19 protein-coding genes are annotated in these 22149 nt (G+C 41.1%); 17 read left to right on the top strand and 2 right to left on the bottom strand.

Going from position 1 to position 22149, the window contains the following annotated elements; genetic code table 11:
• Positions 1-95 precede the first annotated feature (95 nt).
• The 14 genes from G414_RS0100970 (at position 96) to G414_RS07465 (ending at position 16261) form a co-directional block, all read left to right on the top strand.
• Positions 96-962 carry a hypothetical protein gene (locus tag G414_RS0100970; protein ID WP_022790996.1) on the top strand — a complete coding sequence of 289 codons (867 nt, stop codon included), beginning with the start codon at positions 96-98 and terminating at the stop codon, positions 960-962.
• Positions 963-1103: 141 nt separating this feature from the next.
• Complete coding sequence (locus G414_RS0100960) at positions 1104-2414, top strand: glycosyltransferase family 2 protein (RefSeq protein WP_027694469.1); 1311 nt, start codon at positions 1104-1106, stop codon at positions 2412-2414.
• A 20-nt stretch (positions 2415-2434) separates the two neighbouring features.
• The gene (locus G414_RS0100955) at positions 2435-3565 is read left to right on the top strand and encodes a glycosyl hydrolase family 8 (RefSeq protein ID WP_022790993.1); all 1131 of its coding nucleotides are present in this window, start codon (positions 2435-2437) and stop codon (positions 3563-3565) included.
• Positions 3566-3573: 8 nt separating this feature from the next.
• On the top strand, positions 3574-4665 hold the full coding sequence (gene wecB, locus G414_RS0100950) for a non-hydrolyzing UDP-N-acetylglucosamine 2-epimerase (protein ID WP_040761425.1): 1092 nt from the start codon (positions 3574-3576) through the stop codon (positions 4663-4665).
• Positions 4666-4831: 166 nt separating this feature from the next.
• Positions 4832-5479 (top strand): deoxyribose-phosphate aldolase, encoded by a 648-nt coding sequence (gene deoC / locus G414_RS0100945; protein ID WP_022790991.1) that lies wholly within the window; start codon positions 4832-4834, stop codon positions 5477-5479.
• A gap of 35 nt (positions 5480-5514) precedes the next feature.
• Positions 5515-6714, top strand: a complete 1200-nt coding sequence (locus tag G414_RS0100940; RefSeq protein WP_022790990.1) for a phosphopentomutase — start codon at positions 5515-5517, stop codon at positions 6712-6714.
• A 1-nt stretch (position 6715) separates the two neighbouring features.
• Entirely contained in the window at positions 6716-7420 is a 705-nt protein-coding gene (deoD, locus tag G414_RS0100935; protein ID WP_022790989.1) for a purine-nucleoside phosphorylase, read from the top strand.
• Positions 7421-7434: 14 nt separating this feature from the next.
• Positions 7435-8703 (top strand): NupC/NupG family nucleoside CNT transporter, encoded by a 1269-nt coding sequence (locus G414_RS0100930; RefSeq protein WP_022790988.1) that lies wholly within the window; start codon positions 7435-7437, stop codon positions 8701-8703.
• Positions 8704-8709: 6 nt separating this feature from the next.
• Positions 8710-10002: an NCS2 family permease gene (locus tag G414_RS0100925; protein ID WP_040761363.1), complete on the top strand. Its 1293-nt coding sequence runs from the start codon at positions 8710-8712 to the stop codon at positions 10000-10002.
• 15 nt (positions 10003-10017) lie between these two features.
• The gene (locus G414_RS0100920; RefSeq protein ID WP_022790986.1) at positions 10018-10968 is read left to right on the top strand and encodes a sugar-binding transcriptional regulator; all 951 of its coding nucleotides are present in this window, start codon (positions 10018-10020) and stop codon (positions 10966-10968) included.
• A 23-nt stretch (positions 10969-10991) separates the two neighbouring features.
• Positions 10992-12290, top strand: a complete 1299-nt coding sequence (locus G414_RS0100915; RefSeq protein ID WP_022790985.1) for a pyrimidine-nucleoside phosphorylase — start codon at positions 10992-10994, stop codon at positions 12288-12290.
• Between the two features lie 236 nt (positions 12291-12526).
• Positions 12527-14263: a hypothetical protein gene (locus G414_RS0100910; RefSeq protein WP_022790984.1), complete on the top strand. Its 1737-nt coding sequence runs from the start codon at positions 12527-12529 to the stop codon at positions 14261-14263.
• A gap of 305 nt (positions 14264-14568) precedes the next feature.
• On the top strand, positions 14569-15888 hold the full coding sequence (locus tag G414_RS0100905) for a Y-family DNA polymerase (protein ID WP_022790983.1): 1320 nt from the start codon (positions 14569-14571) through the stop codon (positions 15886-15888).
• Positions 15872-16261, top strand: coding sequence for a hypothetical protein (locus G414_RS07465; RefSeq protein ID WP_022790982.1), 390 nt, complete (start codon positions 15872-15874; stop codon positions 16259-16261). The genes G414_RS0100905 and G414_RS07465 overlap by 17 nt, the downstream gene beginning before the upstream one ends.
• A 134-nt stretch (positions 16262-16395) precedes the next feature.
• Here G414_RS07465 and G414_RS0100895 read toward each other — a convergent pair whose 3' ends face one another.
• The gene (locus tag G414_RS0100895; protein WP_022790981.1) at positions 16396-17220 is read right to left on the bottom strand and encodes an aldo/keto reductase; all 825 of its coding nucleotides are present in this window, start codon (positions 17218-17220) and stop codon (positions 16396-16398) included.
• A gap of 871 nt (positions 17221-18091) precedes the next feature.
• Here G414_RS0100895 and G414_RS07460 point away from each other — a divergent pair.
• The 3 genes from G414_RS07460 to G414_RS0100870 all read left to right on the top strand — a co-directional run bounded on the left by G414_RS07460 (position 18092) and on the right by G414_RS0100870 (position 19952).
• A complete protein-coding gene (locus tag G414_RS07460; protein WP_022790979.1) occupies positions 18092-18595 on the top strand; it encodes a hypothetical protein in 504 nt (167 codons plus the stop codon).
• A 292-nt stretch (positions 18596-18887) separates the two neighbouring features.
• Positions 18888-19094 carry a hypothetical protein gene (locus tag G414_RS0100875; protein WP_022790977.1) on the top strand — a complete coding sequence of 69 codons (207 nt, stop codon included), beginning with the start codon at positions 18888-18890 and terminating at the stop codon, positions 19092-19094.
• A gap of 267 nt (positions 19095-19361) precedes the next feature.
• Positions 19362-19952 (top strand): hypothetical protein, encoded by a 591-nt coding sequence (locus G414_RS0100870; RefSeq protein ID WP_022790976.1) that lies wholly within the window; start codon positions 19362-19364, stop codon positions 19950-19952.
• Between the two features lie 104 nt (positions 19953-20056).
• Here the strand turns inward: G414_RS0100870 and G414_RS07030 are convergent, their stop codons facing one another.
• Positions 20057-22090 (bottom strand): glycoside hydrolase domain-containing protein, encoded by a 2034-nt coding sequence (locus tag G414_RS07030; RefSeq protein WP_022790975.1) that lies wholly within the window; start codon positions 22088-22090, stop codon positions 20057-20059.
• Positions 22091-22149 lie beyond the last annotated feature (59 nt).

The raw sequence follows: 22149 nt of genomic DNA, 5'->3' as shown, positions 1-22149 counted from the left end.
TTTGGTAGAAAGCCTTGTGATGGATCTGGTACCATTTCAAGGCTTTTTATTGTGGATTGATTTTTAGTCAAAGTAGAAAGTTAGAAGGACGAGGAATGTTTAAAACGCATGTTGTTGAGAGTGGTTTAATGTTGGTCTGGCTATATGAGTTTGTCATTATTGCCTTGATGTGGATGGCCGGATTAAGTCCGGCGAACGTCACCATGGCAGTTGCCATGATGATTAGTTTAGGGGTAGCTACGGGCTTACTCATCCCTGGCATTATTATTTCCTGGTTAATTATTGGTCTTACTAGTGTAGGAACAGGGATTTTGCTTTTTGGTTATGTGGTAATGAATACTCAAATGAAATTATTTTTATTAGCTGTTTTTCCGGTTGTTGCCTCGTTAACCTTAGTTGTTCGCTATATTCTAGGTGGTTTGGGCTGGTTAGATGCTAATCGAGCAAGCATCGAAGCTTATGCAAGTCATTATGATAACGTAGTGAAATTACAAACTCGGCACAACGCCGAAAAAATTTATGATAAGTCTTGTACTTTTTTAAGAACACGACCAGATATCGATATGGTCATTACGGTTACTGGCATTCAGTGGGTTGACCAACAGCAGTTCAAACAATTTAATATTGAGGATTATCAATTACTCTTACAGCGTATGGCTATGGTATTGAAAAAAGATCGGCTACCTGAGGAATCAATTTACTATTTGGGAGACGGTCTGTTCATTATCCTTTCTTACGAATTATCAAAGTCTGTATATCAGCAGTTAAATACGGTTACTGGGCAGGAATTGGCAGTTCTACAAGCAAGTGGCTACCAACCACAATTTAAGTGGGGACATGTACATATTGATCGGCACAATGTGAGTCAATATTTGACTTTTGAACATGTCCTTAGGCAAATTAAGCGGGCGATGGAAACAGACATTATTGTAGAATATATGAAGGAGGGCTCAGTTGATTAAATTATTTTTTGAGTTTGCCATGGTAGTAACCACTGTCTTTTTTTGTTTAATAGTCGGTTTTCTAATTAGTTTGGCGTTGATATATTTTCGAACGGAACAAACGAAACGGCAGTTAAACAATCAGGAGAAAAGGCAGTAATGATGACAACAGAAATATTAATGGCAGTCACTTTACTGAGCATATGGCTATCAATCTTACTAGGTATGTTTACTTTGGCGGGAGCAGTGAAATTTTGGCTGAAAAATAGCCAAACAAGAGTGCGCATAGCGACTTTACGCCGCTATCCGACAGTATCTATTGTTGTTCCAGCTCATAATGAGGCGCTAGTTATCGGAGAGACGGTAAAGGCCTTATTAAGACTTAATTATCCTAGTGACAAAATAGAACTATTACTCTATTCAGATAATTCAACTGATGATACGACGGCAGTGATGAAAGAAGTCGTCAGTCACCCCCTTTATGCTAGTCGCCAAGTGAAAATCATTAACCGCCAGGGGACTGGTGGAAAGGCGGGTGTGTTAAATGATGCCTTAAAAATTGCCCGCGGTGAATATATTGCAGTATATGATGCTGATGCAATGCCTGAGGCAAACGCACTATATTTCCTAGTAAAAAAGATTTTAGAGGATCCAAAAAGGTATGTGGCAGCATTCGGGCGTAACAAAACGCGCAATGCTAAGCAAAATTTTTTAACGCGCTGCATTAACCAGGAGATTATTGTAACGCAGCGGATTCAACACATTGCAACCTGGGAAATGTTTCGAATTGGTCGGATTCCAGGAACAAATTTTATTGTTCAACGTGACTTTGTCCAGCAAATTGGCGGCTGGCGGCTAGGGGCGTTAACAGAAGATACTGATATTTCATTTAAAATTATGCAAACTGGCAAGTTAATTGCATTAGCTTATAATTCGGAGGCTTTTCAACAGGAACCGGAGCATTTGCGTGATTACTATTATCAACGGTTACGATGGGCAAAGGGAAACTATCAAGTTGTGTTGTTGAATGATAAGCATCTTTTTGATCATACAAATTGGCGGGTTAAGTTAGAGGTCATTTATTATACGTGCACTTATTTTTGGTTTAATGCAGCGATTATTCTGTCGAATTTTATTTTTTTAATCAATTTTACCTGTTGGTGTCTAGCATTTTTTAACCCAACACTTAAACTACCATTTGCTTTAGATCAGTCAAATATATATATGATGCAGGTTCTTTTACTGAACTGGGTCTTGATGGTTATCTTATATATGTTACAAATAAATATCGCCATGGCAACCCAATATGGTCAAGCGACAACGGGACAAATATGGTTATCGTTACTTTCTTACTTTACTTATTCCCAGTTATTTATTGTGGTTTCTTTACATGCACTTTTGCAGATGTTAGCGGATAAACTATTAAAGCGTGACCAGACTCATTGGGTTAAGACGAAACGCTTCATAGATTGAATTAATAGGAGGAATCGCTTTTGGAAGTTAGTAAAACCAAGTGGGTACTTATTTTTGTCATCATCGGTGTTTACATCGGTATTTTAGTCATGTTTCGCCTTAGCAATCCAACCATGATTGAATTTCAGACTTATCAAGCCTGGCGATATGAATATGTTAAGGACCAAAGTGCGCATCAGCAATTTGTAAATACGGGTCCCGTAAATCAGGCGACAGCCTTATCAGAAGGTCAGGGCTACGGAATGCAAATTGTAGCTCAAGCGGGTGCAAAAGGTTGGGCTTCAAAAAAAGATTTTGATCGTTTAGTCAACTATTATTTGGACCACCGACTGACAGTGAACCACCGGGAAACATCCTTAATGTCTTGGCGACAAAGGCGTGATCATCAAGGACAGTGGCATTCGGAAAATCAGAGTGCTACCGATGGTGATTTAACCATTGCAGATGCTTTGATAACAGCGGCCAATACGTGGCCTCAGCGGCAGGGCTTCTATAAGCACTTAGCTAAAAACCTAGCAGATGATATTTTAAAATATGAATATAATCCTGGAGAAAATATGCTAACGGTTAGCACCTGGGCGACCCCGGATGACTCAGCTTATCACCTGATGCGTACTTCTGATGTGATGCCGCTGGTCTTTACAAAGCTAGCTGTAACTAGTCATGATAACCGTTGGGATAAGCTCAATGACAGTATGCTGTCTAAGTTAGAAACACTGAGTCAGCAGCATAAAAGCGGCTTAGTCCCTGACTTTGCGCGGGTGGATGGTTTGTCGGTTCGACCAGCCAAGGCTCATAGTGTCGCAACTGCATGGGATGGCTATTATGGGAGTAATGCTTGTCGGGTACCCATGATGCTGGCTTCAAGTAATGATCCACGGGCTAAAAAAATAGTAGCCAAAATGATGCATTTTTTTCAAAGGCAAGGCTATGTCACAGCGGGTTACAGTTTGCAAGGGAAACCCTTAACGAAGTATCAGTCTCGTGCTTTTAGTGCACCAATTTTTTATGCTGCTGATGCTAACAAGCAAAGTGGCTATGATGGTCTTTTTCAAAGCCAATCGTACATCTTTCATAAACCAATTCAAGCGGATCATTATTATGATGCAACGTTGACGACCTTAGCCGTATTTGGAGGAATTACACAGTGAAACGTATTATGACGGTATTTGGTACACGTCCAGAAGCCATTAAGATGGCCCCAATTGTACGGGGGCTCAAGGCAGATCCTACGATTAAGGAAATTACTGTTCTGACTGGGCAACACAAAGAGATGCTAACGCCAGTATTGGACATATTTGGAATCACAGCAGATTATAACTTAAATGTAATGGAACCAAATCAAACGTTAACAGCGATTACTGCCCGAGTGTTGGAGAGGTTAGAAAGCATAATAGTAGCGGAAACCTCCGACATGGTGCTAGTGCATGGTGATACGACTTCAACCCTAGCAGCTAGCTTAGCGGCTTTTTACCAGCATGTGCCGCTTGGGCATGTTGAGGCCGGATTAAGAACCTGGGATGTAACGGCCCCATTTCCAGAAGAATTAAATCGACAGTTAACTGATAGAATGGCTTCCTTATATTTTGCGCCGACAAGTTCAAGCCGGGAGAATTTGCTCTACGAACATGTGGCTAGTAAAGACATCTATGTTACGGGTAATACAGCAATTGATGCGTTGAATTACACGGTACAGCAAACCTATCAGCATCCTGTCCTATCAACTATCCCATCCGATGATCGAATTATTTTACTAACGATGCATCGAAGGGAAAATCTGGGTAACCCAATGGAAAATGTGTTCCGGGCTATCCGCAATGTTGTCAGTCGACATCCAGATTTACACGTTGTTTATCCGGTGCACTTAAATCCTGCCGTGCAAAGGGTGGCGCATGAAGTGTTTGATGAGCAAAGCCGAATACATTTGACGGCCCCTTTGAATGTAGTTGACTTTCATAATTTAATGGCCCGCAGTTACTTTATTATGACCGATTCAGGTGGTGTGCAAGAAGAGGCACCTGCCTTAAATAAACCAGTATTAGTTTTGCGAGATAAAACGGAACGGCCAGAAGGGGTTAAAGCAGGTACATTACGCCTCGTTGGTAGGGACTACCAAGGCGTTCAAGCAGCGATGGAAGACTTACTGCTGGATCAGCAACTATATGCGCACATGGCCGCAGCCAAAAATCCTTATGGGGACGGGCGAGCAGCTCAACGAATTATTGATGCGATTAAGGAACGTTTGAATTAACATGATGAAAAGGGCTCATATTTCTGATATGAGCCCTTTTTTGCTGGCTGATTTTACATTCTTTCAAAGTCTAAGTTTACAAAAATTCAAATAAGCGGTAATATGTAAGCGTTAACAATAAATGTAAGCGCTCACATACACTACCGATTATTGAGGAGATAAAACTATGACATTAGCAAAGTATATCGATCACACAATTTTAGCAGCTGACGCACAAGAGGCAGAAGTTAATCAAATTATTCAAGAAGCGATTAAGTACGATTTTGCATCCGTGGTGGTGAACCCATATTGGGTAAGATACGTTGCTAACCAACTACAGGGAACCGATATTAATACCGTAACCGTTATTGGCTTCCCCTTGGGGGCGACTACCACGGCCACTAAGGTTTTTGAAACAGAAGATGCTCTTAAAAATGGCGCCACAGAAGTTGACATGGTAATCAACATTGGTGAACTCAAGGCGGGCCATGATGAGGTTGTTGAAGCTGATATCGCTGCAGTGGCTAAGGCTGCCCATGCGGCCGACAAGCTATTGAAGGTGATTATTGAAACGGCTTTGTTAACGGATGCAGAAAAGGTTCAGGCCTGTGAGTTAGCAGAAAAAGCGGGAGCTGATTTTGTGAAGACTTCAACTGGTTTTTCAACAGCTGGGGCCACGGTAGCTGATATTAAGCTCATGCGCCAGACCGTTGGCAATCGACTAGGAGTTAAGGCTTCTGGTGGTATTCATAGTAAGGCTGATGCCGAAGCCTTAATTGATGCGGGGGCAACGCGACTGGGAGCTAGTTCGGGCGTCAAAATTATGAATAGTTAATGGAATCACGTTGAGGCTTTTAGGAGGATAGTAACATGCAATTTAAACGGGTATTTACAATTGTCATTGATTCAGTTGGCATTGGTGCAGCTCAGGATGCCGCCACCTTTGATGACGAAGGAGCTGATACGCTCGGTCACATTGGTCAAGCCTGGCAGGGAAAGTTACATTTACCTAATTTACAACGGTTGGGATTAGGTAACATTCGTAGTATGCAACCCATTCCTGGAGTAGTCGCACAAGCAGAACCCAGTGGTTTTTATGGCAAGATGCAGGAACAATCTGTAGGTAAGGATAGTATGGACGGTCATTGGGAGATGATGGGCGTGCCAGTTAAGGAGCCCCTGGGTTTCTTCCCAAATGGTTTTCCGCAAGCCTTGATTGATCAAATTGAGGACTTTAGTGGCCGATCAGTGATTGTGAATAAGCCTTATTCCGGTACAGAGGTAATTCGCGACTATGGTGAAGAACAGCTAAAAACCGGGGCTTTGATTGTCTATACCTCGGGAGATTCTGTTTTACAAATTGCCGCCAATACAGCCGTCATTCCCTTGGCAGAGCTATACCGAATTTGTGAATACGTTCGTTCGTTGACTATTGATCAGCCATATCGCATTGGACGCATCATTGCCCGTCCTTATGAGGGAAAGCAAGCGACTGACTTTAAGCGGACGTCAGATCGGCGCGATTATGCTTTACCACCAACTAGTGCAACGGATTTGGATCGGTTAAAGCAAGCTGGTTATGATGTTTTAGCGGTTGGTAAGATTAATGACATCTTTTCCGGCCAGGGAATTACTTCTGGCGTGCATACAACTAGCAATACCAATGGGATGGAAGAGACCATTGCGAATACTGAACGTGATTTTACGGGGCTTAGTTTTACTAACTTGGTTGATTTTGATGCGATGTATGGGCACCGGCGTGATCCAAAAGGCTATGGTGAAGCCTTGATGGCCTTTGATAGAGACCTAGGGAACTTATTAGGGCAGCTGAAGGGTGATGATTTACTCATGATTACGGCTGATCATGGTAACGATCCTGGATTTAAGGGAACCGACCATACTCGTGAATATGTTCCCTTATTAGCTTATACGCCAAGTAATGAGGAAGGTCAGTCATTAGGAACACGATCAACCTATGCAGACTTAGGAGCCACAATTTTAGATAACTTTGGGGTAACTGGTAATGGCGCGGGACAAAGTTTTTTGGCCACCTTGGTAAAGGAGAAATAAAATGAGTACACATATTGGAGCAAAACGGGGGGCAGTGGCTGAAGCAGTCTTATTACCAGGTGACCCTCTGCGAGCTAAATATATTGCGGAAACCTTTTTAGATGATGTTAGCCAATATAACACGGTCCGCAATGCCTTTGGCTATACCGGATTTTACAAGGGACACCCAGTTTCTGTTCAGGCCAGTGGCATGGGTATTCCGTCGATTTCAATTTATGTTAATGAATTGATTAATGATTTTGGAGCTAAAACCTTATTGCGGGTTGGAACATGTGGGGGAATGAGTCCGGCTGTTAAGGTACGGGATGTGTTGATTGCCCAAGCTGCCAGCACTGATTCGTCCTTCATTCGGAATACATTTGGCCGCGATATCTATTATGCGCCAACGGGGAACTTTGACTTGCTCTTGGCTGCCTATCGAGCTGCTAAACACCAAGAGATTCCGGTTAAGGTCGGCAATATTTTATCTGAAGATCGCTTCTATAATGATGAAATTGACCGTCAAAAGTTAATTCAATATGGTGTTTTAGGGTCTGAAATGGAAGCAGCCGCCCTATATACCCTTGCAGCTAAGTATGACGTGCGAGCTTTAGCGGTCTTGACGGTTAGCAACCATATTATGACTGGTGAAGAAACCTCAGCCGCTGAACGTGAAAAATCATTTAACGACATGATTACCGTAGCTTTAGAAACGGCTATTAGTTAAGAAGGCGATGTGACATGTACTTAGTAGTAAATATCATTGGTGTATTTGTGTTTTTAGCCATTGGGTTCTTATGTTCGAAAGACCGACAGGCCATTAAATGGCGGTCGATTAGCATCATGTTAGTTATTAACTTAGTAATCGCTTGGTTTTTGACTAGTTTTTCTGTTGGCCGTACTTTAGTGGGTGGAGCCTCCAATCTCTTTAACGGATTGGTTCAAGTGGCGTATCAAGGAATTGCCTTTGCCTTACCTGATTGGGTAGCAGCTAAGCCCATGAACTTTGTTACCAGCGCATTATTACCAATCTTAATGATTATTCCCCTTTTTGATATCTTGACCTATATTGGGGTATTACCTTGGATTATTAAGTGGATTGGTAAGGGCCTCTCAGTGGTAACTGGTCAGCCTAAGTTTGAGTCTTTTTTTGCAGTTGAAATGATGTTTCTAGGGAATACCGAGGCGCTGGCCATCTCCTCGCTTCAATTAAAGCAGATGAAGCCGGCCCGTGATTTGACGCTGGCGATGATGTCTATGAGTTGTGTAACGGCATCGATTATTGGCTCCTATACTAGTCTGATGCCTGGTCAATTCGTTTTGACCGCTATTCCAATCAATATCATGAATGCCATTTTGATTACGAACATGTTGAATCCGGTAAGCGTTACTCCAGCCGAAGACATTATAGTTAAACTGACTGATCAAGATGCACGGGCGGAAGATATTGGTTCTGGTTCTGAAGCCTTTGCCCAGGAAGTGACCCGTGAAGACCAGACCACTGGAAAAGAACCCTTCTTTTCCTTTTTAGGGGATTCAATTATTAATGCTGGAAAATTGATTTTAATTATTACGGCCAACGTAATTGCCTTTGTAGCCTTAGCAGCGCTAGTGGATAAGCTATTAGGACTGGTTAATCCTTGGCTAAGTCTAGAGCATATCTTAGGAATCGTCATGTTCCCTTTTGCCTGGCTTCTAGGTCTAGATAATGGCACGGCCTTTCAGTTTGCACAGTACATGGGAACCAAGCTTGTAACCAATGAATTTGTGGTTATGGGCAAGGTAACGGAAATTGTTAATACGTTTGCGCCACATTATAAAGCGGTGTTGACCGTTTTCTTAACGTCCTTTGCGAATTTCTCAACCATCGGCATGATTATTGGCTGTTTTAAAGGCTTAGTCAATCGTGAAAAGAATGAGTTGATTGCGCGGAATGTTGGCTATCTCTTGTTATCAGGAATTTTAGTTTCACTTCTGTCAGCTGCCATTGTCGGTCTCTTTGTGTGGTAAGGGCTGATGAAGAGAATGAAAATTAAACGTGACGCTATTACCCCTTTGGACAGTCTTAAAACTGAAGTTTTAGCTGGATTGACGAGCTTTTTCGCAATTTCCTACATCATGATTATCAACCCGATGATTTTAACGGATGCGGGTATTCCAGCTAATTTAAGTGTTTTTGCTACCATCTTTGCCTCGGTACTAGGTTGTTTGCTGATGGCCATTTGGGCCCAAGCACCAATTGTGCTCACTCCTGGTATGGGTGTTAACGCCTTTTTCACTTATACCCTCGTGGTTGGGATGCGGCTAAATTGGCGTGAGGCCATCGCTATATCGATAATGAGCAGTATCATTTACATTATGATTGCCTTTACCCCACTGAGTGACTTTTTGATGGCTACGATTCCCCAAACCCTTAAAAATGGTATCACAGCTGGGATCGGTCTCTTTCTCGTCACTTTGGGCCTAGAAAAGGCCGGCTTAGTTCAAAGTGGGGGGCAACGGGCTTTGTTAGCAGCAGGTTCAGTGCTTAACCCAGAAGTTGCGCTAGCCTTATTTAGCCTCTGTCTGACCCTATGGCTCTTCTTACGCAAGACAGCGGGAAGCTTCATTATTGGTATCGTTGGAACAAGCATCGTGGCGCATTTCCTAAAGATTGGTCAGCAAACGACAGTGACCGCTAACTTAGGTCAACTTGGACAGTATTCTAAGTTGCTCTTTCAAGGGGACTTTTCACAAGGGTTAACACCTAAGTTTCTGCTGGCAGTCTTTTCGATGACGATGATTTTAGTTTTTGAATCAATGGGGATTTTAGAAGGTCTCTTACAAGATGATACCAAGTTTAAAAGGGCCTTTCAGGTGAGCTCTTTATCCACACTCTTTTCAGGTTGCTTGGGCACCAGTCCCACGGTTGCCGCAGCAGAAAGTGCGGCCGGAATTGAAAGTGGTGGTCGAACCGGTATTGTTGCCTTAACTGCTGCCACTGGTTTTACCTTGTCTCTCTTTTTAATGTCCTTACTTCAGTATGTTCCTCAGGTAGCGATTGCCCCAGTCATGATTATTACGGGAGCAATCATGATGGAAGAATTAGCTAAGGTTGACTTTGCAGACTTTACAGACTGGTTTCCTTCCTTTTTAATAATGGTATTAATACCATTAACTGGATCGATTTCAACAGGCTTGGCTTTTGGCTTTATTGCCTATCCGCTTGTCAAAGTGGCCGCAGGAGAGAGAAGAGATGTGCATGCCTTTCTTTATCTCTTAGCGGGACTGTTTGTAGCCCAGCTAGTGGTTAATTCAATCTTTCAGTAGGGACAGGCAGGTAATATGAGTGAGTTAGCAGACGAAAAAAAGGTTATAAAGAGTTTAGAAGTTGCCCGGATGTACTATGAGGGACATCTCGGCCAGGTAGAAATAGCTAAACGGCTGGGTTTGTCACGACCGACTATTTCACGATTACTACAATTTGCCCAGGATAGTGACATTGTACAAATAAAGATTGTCGACCCTTACTCCAGCGTTAGCAAGCTAGAGGAGAGGTTAAAGGAAGTCTATGGTTTGGCCGAGGCCCATGTTGTTTATGCTGATAGTAGTGATTATCAAAGTGTTACCCAACAACTAGGTGCCTTTACTGCACAATATCTGGCCGATACCATTAAGAATGGTGATTTAATTGGGGTCAGTTGGGGTAAGACGATGTATGAAGTAGCAAAGGCGCTGAAACCACAAACAGTTGAAAACGTAGGGGTGGTTGAACTAAAGGGGAGTGTGACTTATACCCCGACACCAGTTTTTGATGAGGATGTTTTAATGAAATTTGGAAGTGCTTTCCATACGCGTCCATATGCATTTCCCCTGCCTGTTATTTTTGAAACTCAAACGACACACGATATTGTGATGCAAGACCGATTTATTAAAAAACTAAGAAACTTGGGTAGGCAAGCGAATATTGCGATTTTTACAGCCGGTACGATTAGGGACGATGCTCTTTTGTTTCAAACGGGTTATTTTGATCAGATGGATATTGCTCAGATTCAAGATAGGGCGGTGGGTGATATATGTTCACGTTTTTTTGACCGTGATGGACAGATTGCGGTTCCACAAATCAATAATCGAACGGTGGGCATAGATCTAGCCGACTTAAAGCAAAAGGAACGGTCTATTCTCGTTGCTGGTGGTAGTTGGAAGTTCGAAGCAATTAAAGGGGCCTTAGCGGGTCAGTATGCGAACTGTTTGATTACCGATGTAGAAACCGCACAACGTTTGGTTACCCGCTAACCGAAAGGGTTGGAGGATAGACCATGCGAATGGTAGATGTGATTAATCATAAGAGAAATGGAAGCGCTTTAACAAAAGCGGAGCTACATGCGTTTGTAAGTGGCTACACAGATGGTACAATACCTGATTATCAGGCAAGTGCCTTATTAATGGCCATTTTCTTTAATGGCATGACAGATGAAGAACAGTCAGAATTAGCTATGCAGATGCTTAATTCTGGCGATCAACTTAACCTGTCATCCATTCCTGGAATTAAGGTTGATAAGCATTCTACGGGGGGTGTGGGAGACAAAACAAGTATTCCGCTGGCACCGATGGTAGCGGCCTTAGGCATTCCTGTACCAATGATTTCTGGACGTGGCTTAGGTCATACGGGTGGTACCCTAGACAAGTTAGAAGCCATTCCTGGTTTTCAAGTTGAATTGACGGAGGAGGCCTTTAAAAAACAAGTGGCTGATATCAAGGTGGCGATTATCGGTGCTACTGGTAATGTGGCCCCAGCTGACAAAAAAATTTATGCTTTACGGGATGTAACAGATACGGTTGATTCTATCCCCCTGATTGCAGGCTCTATCATGAGTAAAAAAATTGCCTCAGGTACGGATGCTTTAGTACTGGACGTTAAAACGGGTACCGGAGCCTTTATGAAGACTGAGGAAGAAGCCGCTAGTTTGGCTAAGGCCTTAGTTTCAATTGGGCAAAACGTTGGACTAGAATGCATGGCACTTATTTCTGATATGAATCAACCCCTGGGTAATATGATTGGAAATGCTTTGGAAATTCAGGAGTCCATTGATATTCTAAGGGGGAAAGGACCTGATGATATCACTGACCTTGTCTTGACCTTGGGTAGTCAAATGGTTGTTTTGGCGCACCAAGCAGAATCTCTAGGAGAGGCGCGAGCTAAATTAGAAGCCGTTATTGAAAATGGGGTTGCCTTAGCCAAGTTTAAGGAGCTGATCACTGCCCAGGGCGGTGATGCCCGGGTTGTTGATGACCCAACCTTATTGCCACAAGCGGCGTATCAGATTGAGTTGCCAGCAAAAACGAGCGGGGTGGTTGCTAAGTTAACTGCCGATGAAATTGGAGTCGCTGCAATGTTGCTAGGTGGTGGCCGGCAAGCAAAGTCAGATGAAATTGACTATGCGGTTGGGATTGCCTTACATAAAAAGATAGGCGATCCGGTACAAACTGGGGAAAGTTTGCTGACCATCTATGCTAACCAGCCCGATGTATCGGCAATTAAAGACTTGCTTTACGATAATATTGAGGTTGCAAGGCAAGCAACTCCACCAGTTTTGATTCATCAAATTATTAAGTAGGGTCTACTTAATTAAGTTTAAGATAGTGTAATGAAAAAGGCGGAAGTAAACTTACTTCCACCTTTTTTGGTTTAAATACAGATAAATGTATATTTTTTCTTCAGTAAAGGTCAAGCACCTTGCCTTTTTGGGCTTCAGTCCTTAATATGTAAAAAGAATATTATAAATCAGGTAGAGCATGGAGGAATAACTGTGCTAGTGATGATGATAGTCATCAGGTACATGTTTAAATAATTATGACAAAGGTTAAGCAAAAATTGGGACCCATTCTATTACTAGCACTTGTTTCGGGAATTTTACTATTGCCCCAAGTGAATCAGCACGCCTTGATTTTAGGTGCAGATGTAACCTTTCATTGGAATCGTTTTTATGATGCCATGATGCAAATAAAAGAGGGTAATTTTCAGTATTTCATCTCTATGTATGGCTTTTCCCAGTCCGGCCGGATTGTTAATGCCCTGTATGGTCCTTATGTTGCCTATTTGAATGGCCTTATTTTATTAATAACGGGCTCATGGTTTAAGTATCAACTAGTTAGTGACTGGTTAATCAACCTAGTAGCGGCTGGGTCTATGTATTATTTATTACGGGTGAACAGGGTTAAACGGGGCTATAGTATATGCTTAGCAATTATTTTTATTACGACATATGCTATCAGTACCTGGGTCACAGGACAGCAGTTTTTAGCTTGGGGCAATGCCATAATGCCGCTTGGAATTGCAGCAGCCACGCGGATGGTGCGCCAACGACAGGACCAAATTAACGTATTAGAATTGGCGTTAAGTGTGACCTTGATGATTCAAACTCACGTCCTATCGTCACTAGTCTTGGTCATTATTTTGGCAATTTTCTTCGTGATTGGTTGGTGGCGTTCTAGTGATCGAGGAGCTTTACTAAAGCGCTTAGCCTTGGCAGTCGGTCTGACGATTTTATTGACCAGTAATGTTTGGGGCGCCATGTTAGAGGTTTATAGCTCTAATCAATTAATCACACCTTTTTTCAATCCTGATCCTATGAATAGTGGAACCGTAGCGTTTTTAACACCAGATGGTCGTTTATCAATGGCCTTTGCTGTTTTGATGGTTAGTCAATTAGCGATGTTTATTTGTTATCGACGCCGTCTATCCTTGATTAATCAACTTGTGACTGTTCTTGGGGTGGCCTTCTTTATCTTGTCGACTCAATTACTACCTTGGAACCGAATCTTCGAGCTTGTACCTACGTTAGGTCTGATTCAATTTCCATATCGTTTTTTGGGACCGGCTATAATACTTTTGTTGTTAGGGGTTGGCTTGACACTGACGGCCCATCCTTGGCCGACTGTAACCGGCGAAAATACAGCTCATGTTATGTTGATCATTTTAGTTATCATTAGTCTGTTAGCAGGACTGAAAACTTTAGGAGTAACGCAGAAGGCAGCAGCCCATTGGGGTAGTCAACAGGTGTTTGCTAATCCCCATGGAGGTAGCCATCGATTGCAGGGTCAACAGTTGCGTGATCAATTTGCAGGACCTGATTTAGGTCAAGCACTGAAAGCAGTCTGGAAGACAACGCCTGATTATCTACCAAGTAAACACAATATGTCTGCTTTAGGGTCATCCTATACAGACTGTGGCAAAGAGATTGTACTAAACAATCACTTCACTAAGACGGTGAAAAATAATCACTTAATCATCCGTTGGTCAAGCAAGGACACCCAGCCACACTTAGTTAGTGTTGTAAAGTATGGGCATACTAAGCTAACGTTAAATGGACGAGAATTGTCCCAGGGTGATTACAGCTTAACTGATATTGGTGCAGTAAAGGTATCCCCCAAAGTAGGTGAGAATACCTTAACAGTCAGCTACCAGCCTGGTCACCTCTTTGAAGGGCTCTTACTACTGAATTGGCTAGCCTGGTTAGGTTTAGTTGTTTGGTTAGTAGGAAAGCGCTTCATTAGTAAACAGCAAGTAGCAGACAACCTGAGTAGGTGATTTTTGAAAAGATGTTGGTAAGGCTGATTAGATGGTTCTTTTGGAAGCTTGCTAAGAGATGTAAGCCTGCTTTGAAATTGAAAAAGACCTCCTCTATCATAAGTAAGCTGTCCCATACTGGAAACTTGAAGGAAGTAGTCATTTGACTGCTTCCTTTTTTGTTATAAGATAAGCATCACGAGCAAGACCTGCATGGCGAGTTAGTTAATCAAGACATACTATAAGTCAATCTGATTAGGGATTGAATAAAGCTTGATATTAGTTTAAACTTAATATTATTAAGTGAGACTTTATGAGGTGTCAAAATGCAAATTGCCAGTATAAATGAACAAAGGCGAAAAGTGATGATGATTGATTCTAAAAGTTTTTATGCCAGTTGTGAATGTGCGGCCCGTGGGTTGAACCCATTAACCACCATGTTGGTGGTCATGAGTCGTCAAGAAAATACGAATGGCGGATTAGTATTGGCCGCCTCACCACGAGCTAAAAAAGAATTAGGGATTAGTAATGTTACGCGGAGTCGAGATGTTCCTGATGATCCTCGCTTATTGATTGTTGAGCCACGCATGAATTACTATATTGCAATGAATAAGCAAGTGAATGACCTCTTTAGGGAATTTGTCGCTGAAGAGGATTTACATCTTTATTCAATAGATGAATCATTGTTAGACCTTACACCGTCCTGGACCTACTTACGGTTTAAATATGGGCAGTCGCTAACGATGACCGACTTAGCTAGGATTATTCAATTAGCGGCTAAAAAACGTTTTGGTCTTTATTTAACGGTGGGAATAGGTGATAACCCGACAATGGCCAAACTGGCGCTTGATATAGAAGCTAAACATAATCGGACCTTGATTGGGGAATGGCATTATGAAAATGTGCCGCATAAGTTATGGCCGCTGAACGAACTGAGCCAGGTATGGAGCATCGGTAAAAAAACAGCTAAAAAGCTTAATCGCTTAGGTATTTTATCAATGGAAGATTTGGCCTTGTATAATCCCTATAAATTAGTTGAAAAGTTCGGTGTTCGTGGAGGAGAATTGATTGCATTAGCCTGGGGGGTTGATCGGAGCGTGGTGGCTAAACGATATCATACTAAAGCGGCTAGTATTTCTAATAGTCAGGTGTTACCAAGGGATTATAATCGACCGGCTGAAATTAAGAATGTTATTCGAGAAATTGGTGAGCAAATTGCGGCCAGACTTAGGGGGCAGCATAAAGAGGCTGGTTTATTATCGCTGTATCTAGGGACGAGCATGCATGAACAAGCGGCGGGTTTTCATGCCAACATCAAACTTGATGTCACGAATCAATCAGATAAAATTGTAGCGGCCCTGTACGAATTATTTGATGTGCATTATGAAGGCCAGACTATTCGTCATATTGGTGTGGGGGCCGGCAAGTTACAGCCAGATGGACATACGCAGTTAGACTTGTTTACCGACCCAGAAATTGATGTGAAGAAACAGATGCTTGATCAGGTAGTGGATCAGATTCGCCATAAATTTGGAACTACAGCGCTGGTTAAATCGTCGTCATTAGCCTTAGGTGGTACGATGATTCAACGGGCAGGCTTAGTTGGCGGACACAGTGGAGGTAATGCCTATGGTGTCGAAAGATAAGGACAGGCGCATAGCGATTGAACGAGCGAAACATTTTTTTGAACGGGATTATCAGGACCGGGGCATGGTGAAGTGGCAGGGTTACTATTTGTCCGATCATACAGAAGATGTGCAGGCGTATTCAGCTAAACGACAGGCTAGCTTGACGACGCCATTGATGCCTGAAATGGAAATAGGTCAAGTGGCTAGTTTATTATTTAAGGCCTATAAGAATAAGTTAGTGGTTCTGTATCAAGAAAAGACCCAAGACATACAAGGAACTGTGCCACCCCTTCAAGTTAGTAAAGTTTTGGGATATGTTGATGATAAAATTGTTTTTGAAAGGAATAGACAGGTGAGCTTGGACAGTATCCAATGGTGTGATTTAAACTAAGATTACGATGAAACAGTAGCGTTAGAATGCAAAGGGCTAGCAACTAAAAAATAGGACCGTCTCGCTTAATCATAGCAAGTCGGTCCTATTTTAATAATATATAGCTTCTTAGTAATCAGGCAGGTATTAACATATTAGAATTCTTCATAAATAGCAGGGTCTTGATCGAAGGTCCGACCATTAGCCTGTGTTAATGATGAAATGATTTGCATGTCTTCATCACTGATATTAAAATCAAAGACCGCTAAATTGGCGATTTGATTCTGTACGGTGGCTGCCTTTGGGATGGGTATGGTGCCTAATTGAATCTCCCAGCGTAAGATGAGCTGACCAACCCCCTTATGATACTTCTCAGCTAGCATTTGTAAGGTTGAGTCCTGTAACATGGTACTAGCTCGTCCGAGCGGGCTCCAATCTTCAGTTAAAATTCCCTTCTGTTGATCATAGCTTCGCTGGTTAGCCTGATTAAAGTAGGGGTGTAGTTCAATTTGATTAATAACTGGTAGTACGCCAGTTTCTTGGTAAAGCCGATCTAGGTGTTCAGGTAAAAAGTTACATACGCCAATCGAACGTACTAGGCCAAATTTTTGAGCGTCAATCAGGGTTTGCCAAGCTTCAACATAGTGATCCTGCTTGGGATTTGGCCAGTGGAGTAGGTACAAGTCTAGATAGTCTAACTGGCTCCGATATAAGGATTCCTGAAGGGCGGCAATACCATTTTGATAATAACGCCCAGGCAATTTAGATGTGACTAATAGGTCAGCACGGTTAATGTTGGCGGCCTTGATACCTTGACCAACGGCACCTTCGTTTTCATAATTATAGGCCGTGTCAATTAAACGATAACCCTGTTGGATGGCAGACGAAACAGCCCGTGCACCTTGGGCGCCGGCTAACTGATAAGTACCAAAACCAATCTTGGGTAGTTGTAATCCATCACGTAATGTGTAATATTCCATTAGTACCTCCAAAAAGGCTCGGTTTAGCCTTTATTCTTATAGTGTAACACCTGGATATCCCACTAACAAATAGTTAGATAAGATGCATATGTTTATACTGCGCGAATCTGCTGGGGAGTAGATCTACTATCAAGGTTCAAGGTTAAGAAGACTTTAAAGGGTACAATGAGGTGATGCATGATGATCTTGCAGTAAAGAAACTACTTAGCATAATTACTTAAAAAACGTGTTATTCAAGTCTAGCGAAAAAAACTAGTGTCCAAGTATCCTTCATTAAGCAGCAAGATAATATGCATTCCAGGCTTGTGGGTCATAGACAGGTACAGAAATTACGCCTAAACAGAATCAGAAGACTAAGCCTCACCGGAACTAAAAAATAGCCAAAGATATGGGAGCACGCAGCTAGAAGAGTTTGAAAAGTTTATAAAAAGTGAAATGATTGAGTTTGAGGCTACACAGCTAGAAGGGAAATGGCTGAGGAAGAAAGTTTATGCGATTTAAATCCGACAAAAAACAATCATTTGTTAAACGTTTAAATGTTGGATTGGGTAATGTCCTTACAGGTTGCACCTTAATGGGTGACCGTGTATTCTAGGATCTTGTTCAGCGCTGAACAAACAAGGAGTTTCAATGAATATGAAATCAGATAACACGCAAAAAAATACAGCCAACAAAAGTATTGCTGAAATGACATTAAATATACTGAATATGCTTCTTTTAGTAATTGGTCTAGGGGGACTAGTGATTTACTTTTTCATTAAAAAAACAGATTTAATTGCTATTTGCTCTTATTTAACACTCTTTTATTGGTCTGTAAGCCAGATTATCTATATATTCGTTGGAATAGTTAGGACGATTAGGAGAAAGTAAGATGCAGTATACACATATCATCAAGTCATTCAACAAGTTTTCTATTTTAGCGTTATTAGCTTCAAGTATTGCTGTACCAGCATCTGGTGTGGTTATTGCACATGCTGATGAGGTAGAAAGTCCGGCAAAGGTGGTACAAACGGCCTCTGATACCCAATTACAAACAGCTAAAACCTTTTTAACGCAATATGCAGGTTTTAATGACTATGATTATGCACAAATGACTAATCAAGAAGTGATCGACTTATATAACTCTGCCCAAAAGCCAACGACAGAATTTGTTGGGGGTACTACGGTCGCTAAAGCGGTATTAAGAGTGTGGAAGAAGCTACCAGCTAGCGTGCGCCGTAAAATTGGTCAATATACCGGATTAAGTGGTCTTTTAAAGGCGATTGATCATTTTACGGGTACTGAATATCATATTATTTATTCCGCCTTACGTCGTGTAGGATTATCGCCACGAGATGCTGATTGGGTAACAAAAGCGATTACTCTCTTCATTTAATCTATCATGATCGAATTAATTAGAGCACTCTCTCAAGAGTGCTTTTTTATTGCAACAACGCTTTAATTAGGTTAAACTTAATCTGAAATTGATACTATTGGGGTGGAAAATTATGGGAATAACTGAAGATGAAGTACAGGCAATCGAACGAACTCGATACTTTTTTGAACATGATTATAAAGAACGGGAAATGGTTAAATGGTAAGGAGATTTTTTATCTGATCAAACCGAAGATGTTCATTCTTATTCAACTGATCGACAGAAGAAGATGCGTACTAAGGTGATGCCTGAAATGGATATGGAAGACATCTCTAGTAAGTTATTCAAGGCATATAAAAACGGTCTAATTGTGCTCTACCAAGAAAAGTATCGGGATATTCAAGGCATAGCACCAGCCATTCAGACAAGTAAGGTTTTAGGCTATGTGGAGGATAAGATTGTGTTTGAGAAAAATACTCAGATTGATTTAGCAAATATACAGTGGTGTGAGCTACAGTAAGTGGACAACTTACGATTTAAGCTTTAAAACTGTAGAAGAATGCGTTTATATAACGCCTATTTGTGGGATTTTATCAACGTGGTATACTTATAAAAACTGTTTTAACGATTTTATCCTAAAATCAAAGATTGAAATAATTAAGAATTTTGCCAGGTTGAGAAATGTGTTAAGTGGCAAAATTCTTTTTGTTTGTTTGTTTAAGTGATGATGTTTAAGAAATTGTAATCGAATTAAAGCAAGAATTTATTTAAATGCGGGGGAAATCAAATGAAGGATTTTTTAAACTTATTAATTAATTTAGCAATAATCATAGTGGTTATTTGTTTTGTACCTGTCTTATTTCAGTTAAAAGAAAAAAGAAGTGAAATTGGATATGCTGATTTGAAAACTCCAATCTGGCTAGGAATTCAAGACTTTAAAAAAAAATATGGTATAAATATTATTAAGTATGTAATAGAGCAATTTTTAAAGGGACATCCACAAGATCGACTAAAGTATAGATTTATAACCGTAGGCGCTTTAAGCACTAAATGGTTAGCTTTCATTTGGATTGTAGCTGTGGTGGTAACAAAAAGAAATTTAAAGATTACTAGTTTCTTTGTACCTATAATGTTACTACTGGCTTTCAATATCTTACATAAGTTTTACCTAAAGATGTTATTAAAAGCACTGGATTATGTCTTGTCGAAAGCTGAGGAATTATTCAAGAATGATGAAAGTGCTAAGAGTATTAAACAAACAATGGCGCAACAGAAAATAGTGCTGAGCATGTCATTGACTGAAGTCAACACATTCTTAAAAACTAGTCTTACGGTAGGCGTATTAGTAGCTTTAGAAATGATGATTGAACTTGTTTAACTTGTTTAGAGAACATAATAAAATCCCATTAGTTTTTCCTCAAACTAATGGGATTTATATCACTTTAATTGACTAGAAACAGTCTCTTTATTTGCAGAAATAGGCTATGCCAAGCTTACAATAGTTCCAGCCACTTCGACACCAGTTGTGGTACCGGCTGGGCCAGCAAAACCAGTTAATCCAACAATTATCAAAGCAGCAATTGTTAATATTGCACCTTCAGAGAGCCCAATTACAGCATTTTTGAAGTCAGTTTTGATTTGTTCTTTGTCAATAAAGACGTCAAAAACTAGAGAGAACTCTGCATCAATAACAGCATCTTTTAAACTCTTTACAACAACTTCAATAGTTACCTTACCAGTGCTTAAAGAAATCGAGCCAATATGCACTTCCCCTTCACTAATATCCGTGGTTAAATCAACACCAGGGAAATGAAGTGCTACATCTACCAATGGTGTTGGAACATTTAATGCCTTACCAATGCTAACAGAATCGAACTTTCCATTAGTAATATTAATCGCATGAGATCCTCCAACAGTATTGATCCTGCTAGAGGCATGTGCCGAAACAGTGAGATAACGGGTATTAACCATTAATACTGAAGGGCCGTCTAATGCCATATCAAAGTTTCCGGTGACTTTGCGAATGGCCTCTTTTTGAGAAATCGTCTTGTTAAATGCTAGCGTTCCAGTATCACGACCTGACATGCCTAAATTATCTACTGGTATACCGGATAATGTAAATTCGACGAATTGGTCAAAGGCCCAATTCTTAGGCATTGGAAAACCGAGGTTTCCGGAAAATCCTGTTGACATGTCTGCCACAAATGAACTAGTTACGACACCAGTTTCTTCTGTAGCTCGTGAACAAACGTTACGAGTTCCATAGATACCAACCTTATATCCTGATAAATGACTTGCAACCGCCTTGATATAAGGGAAAACCGTTCCAGCAATATTCCCATTTTCAATATCTAAATCTGCTGCGAAATAGATCGTCGTTCCATGAGGGAAACCAAGCTGACTAGCTGCTAACGAGGCAGCACGTGCATCTGCGGCACCTTGTGCAGCGGTAAAGTAGCTAATATCCCAACCACCGTCTTGATAAATAGGGAAGATGCGAATTCCAGCATTCGTAATAGTTGAAATTTCAGAACGGGTCAAATACTTATTCCGTTTGGCTGTTCCTGTACCTACTGAACCGGTCAAATAGCGTCCAATTACTTTATAACCACCAGCCTTTAACGCATTCACGTCGCTAGCAGTGAGTTGCTTAGAAGTATCCATAGCTGATGCATCACGATTAACATTACCATTACTGGTTAGCAAGCCCTTAATAACCGTGAGGTCAGCAGTAGACGTGTAAGGAGGAAGGTTCATAAATTTACGGAAAGCAATAATATCGCTACCGATTGCTGACGTAAACTGACCGTCAATATTACCTGAATAGTAACCATTTACCATTAGACCATATTGTAAGATTTTAACGATTGATCCAGATGCCCCAACATTTAAAGTAGGAGTGGCGTTAATTGTTCCAGGCCCATAATAGCCATTCGCCACAGAACCGAGGCCAATTTCTACCTGAAGAGCATAGATGAGAGCTGTGTTAGTATCTCGTTGGTAGATACCGTCACAAGGTAAAATTCCGAAATACTTATGATAATGACCATTTAAGTATTGTTGCATTGCACGGATATTCGGCTTACCACCAAATACTAATGTAAAAGCACTCATGTCAAACAAAGCTTTCATTAACTCTGTAGTCATGGTACCTGAAGCATTTAATCCAGCATTGCTTTGCAATTCTTTGATTGCATTTTCAGTAGATGTAGTAAATTTACCGTCAAATGCATTGGGCGAAATCCCTTTTGCCCAAAATGCCCCTTGAACCAAACGGACTAAGTTTCCTGAATAACCAACTTTTAGTTTTCCGACAACTTTACTTACGCCTGCTTCAGTTGCACTACCAAAGCCTGAAGCAACGGGACTGATACCGACTTCGTGTTGTAATCCTTCACGTAGAGCATAAATCGTTGGCCACCCAGTTAGACCATTTTCTTTAACAGGTTGATAACCTGCAACACCTGAATAAGTTTTGTTCAACCACTTTTGTGTATCTAAGACTTGTTGATCCATAAATAAACCACCTTTTTAATAAGTTTAGTTAGGTTAAACCTAACTTCAGAGTAAAAAAC

The sequence above is a fragment of the Weissella halotolerans DSM 20190 genome (assembly GCF_000420365.1).
In the GTDB taxonomy this organism is placed as follows: Bacteria; Bacillota; Bacilli; order Lactobacillales; family Lactobacillaceae; genus Weissella; species Weissella halotolerans.
This window is presented reverse-complemented; position numbering and strand designations above follow the sequence as displayed.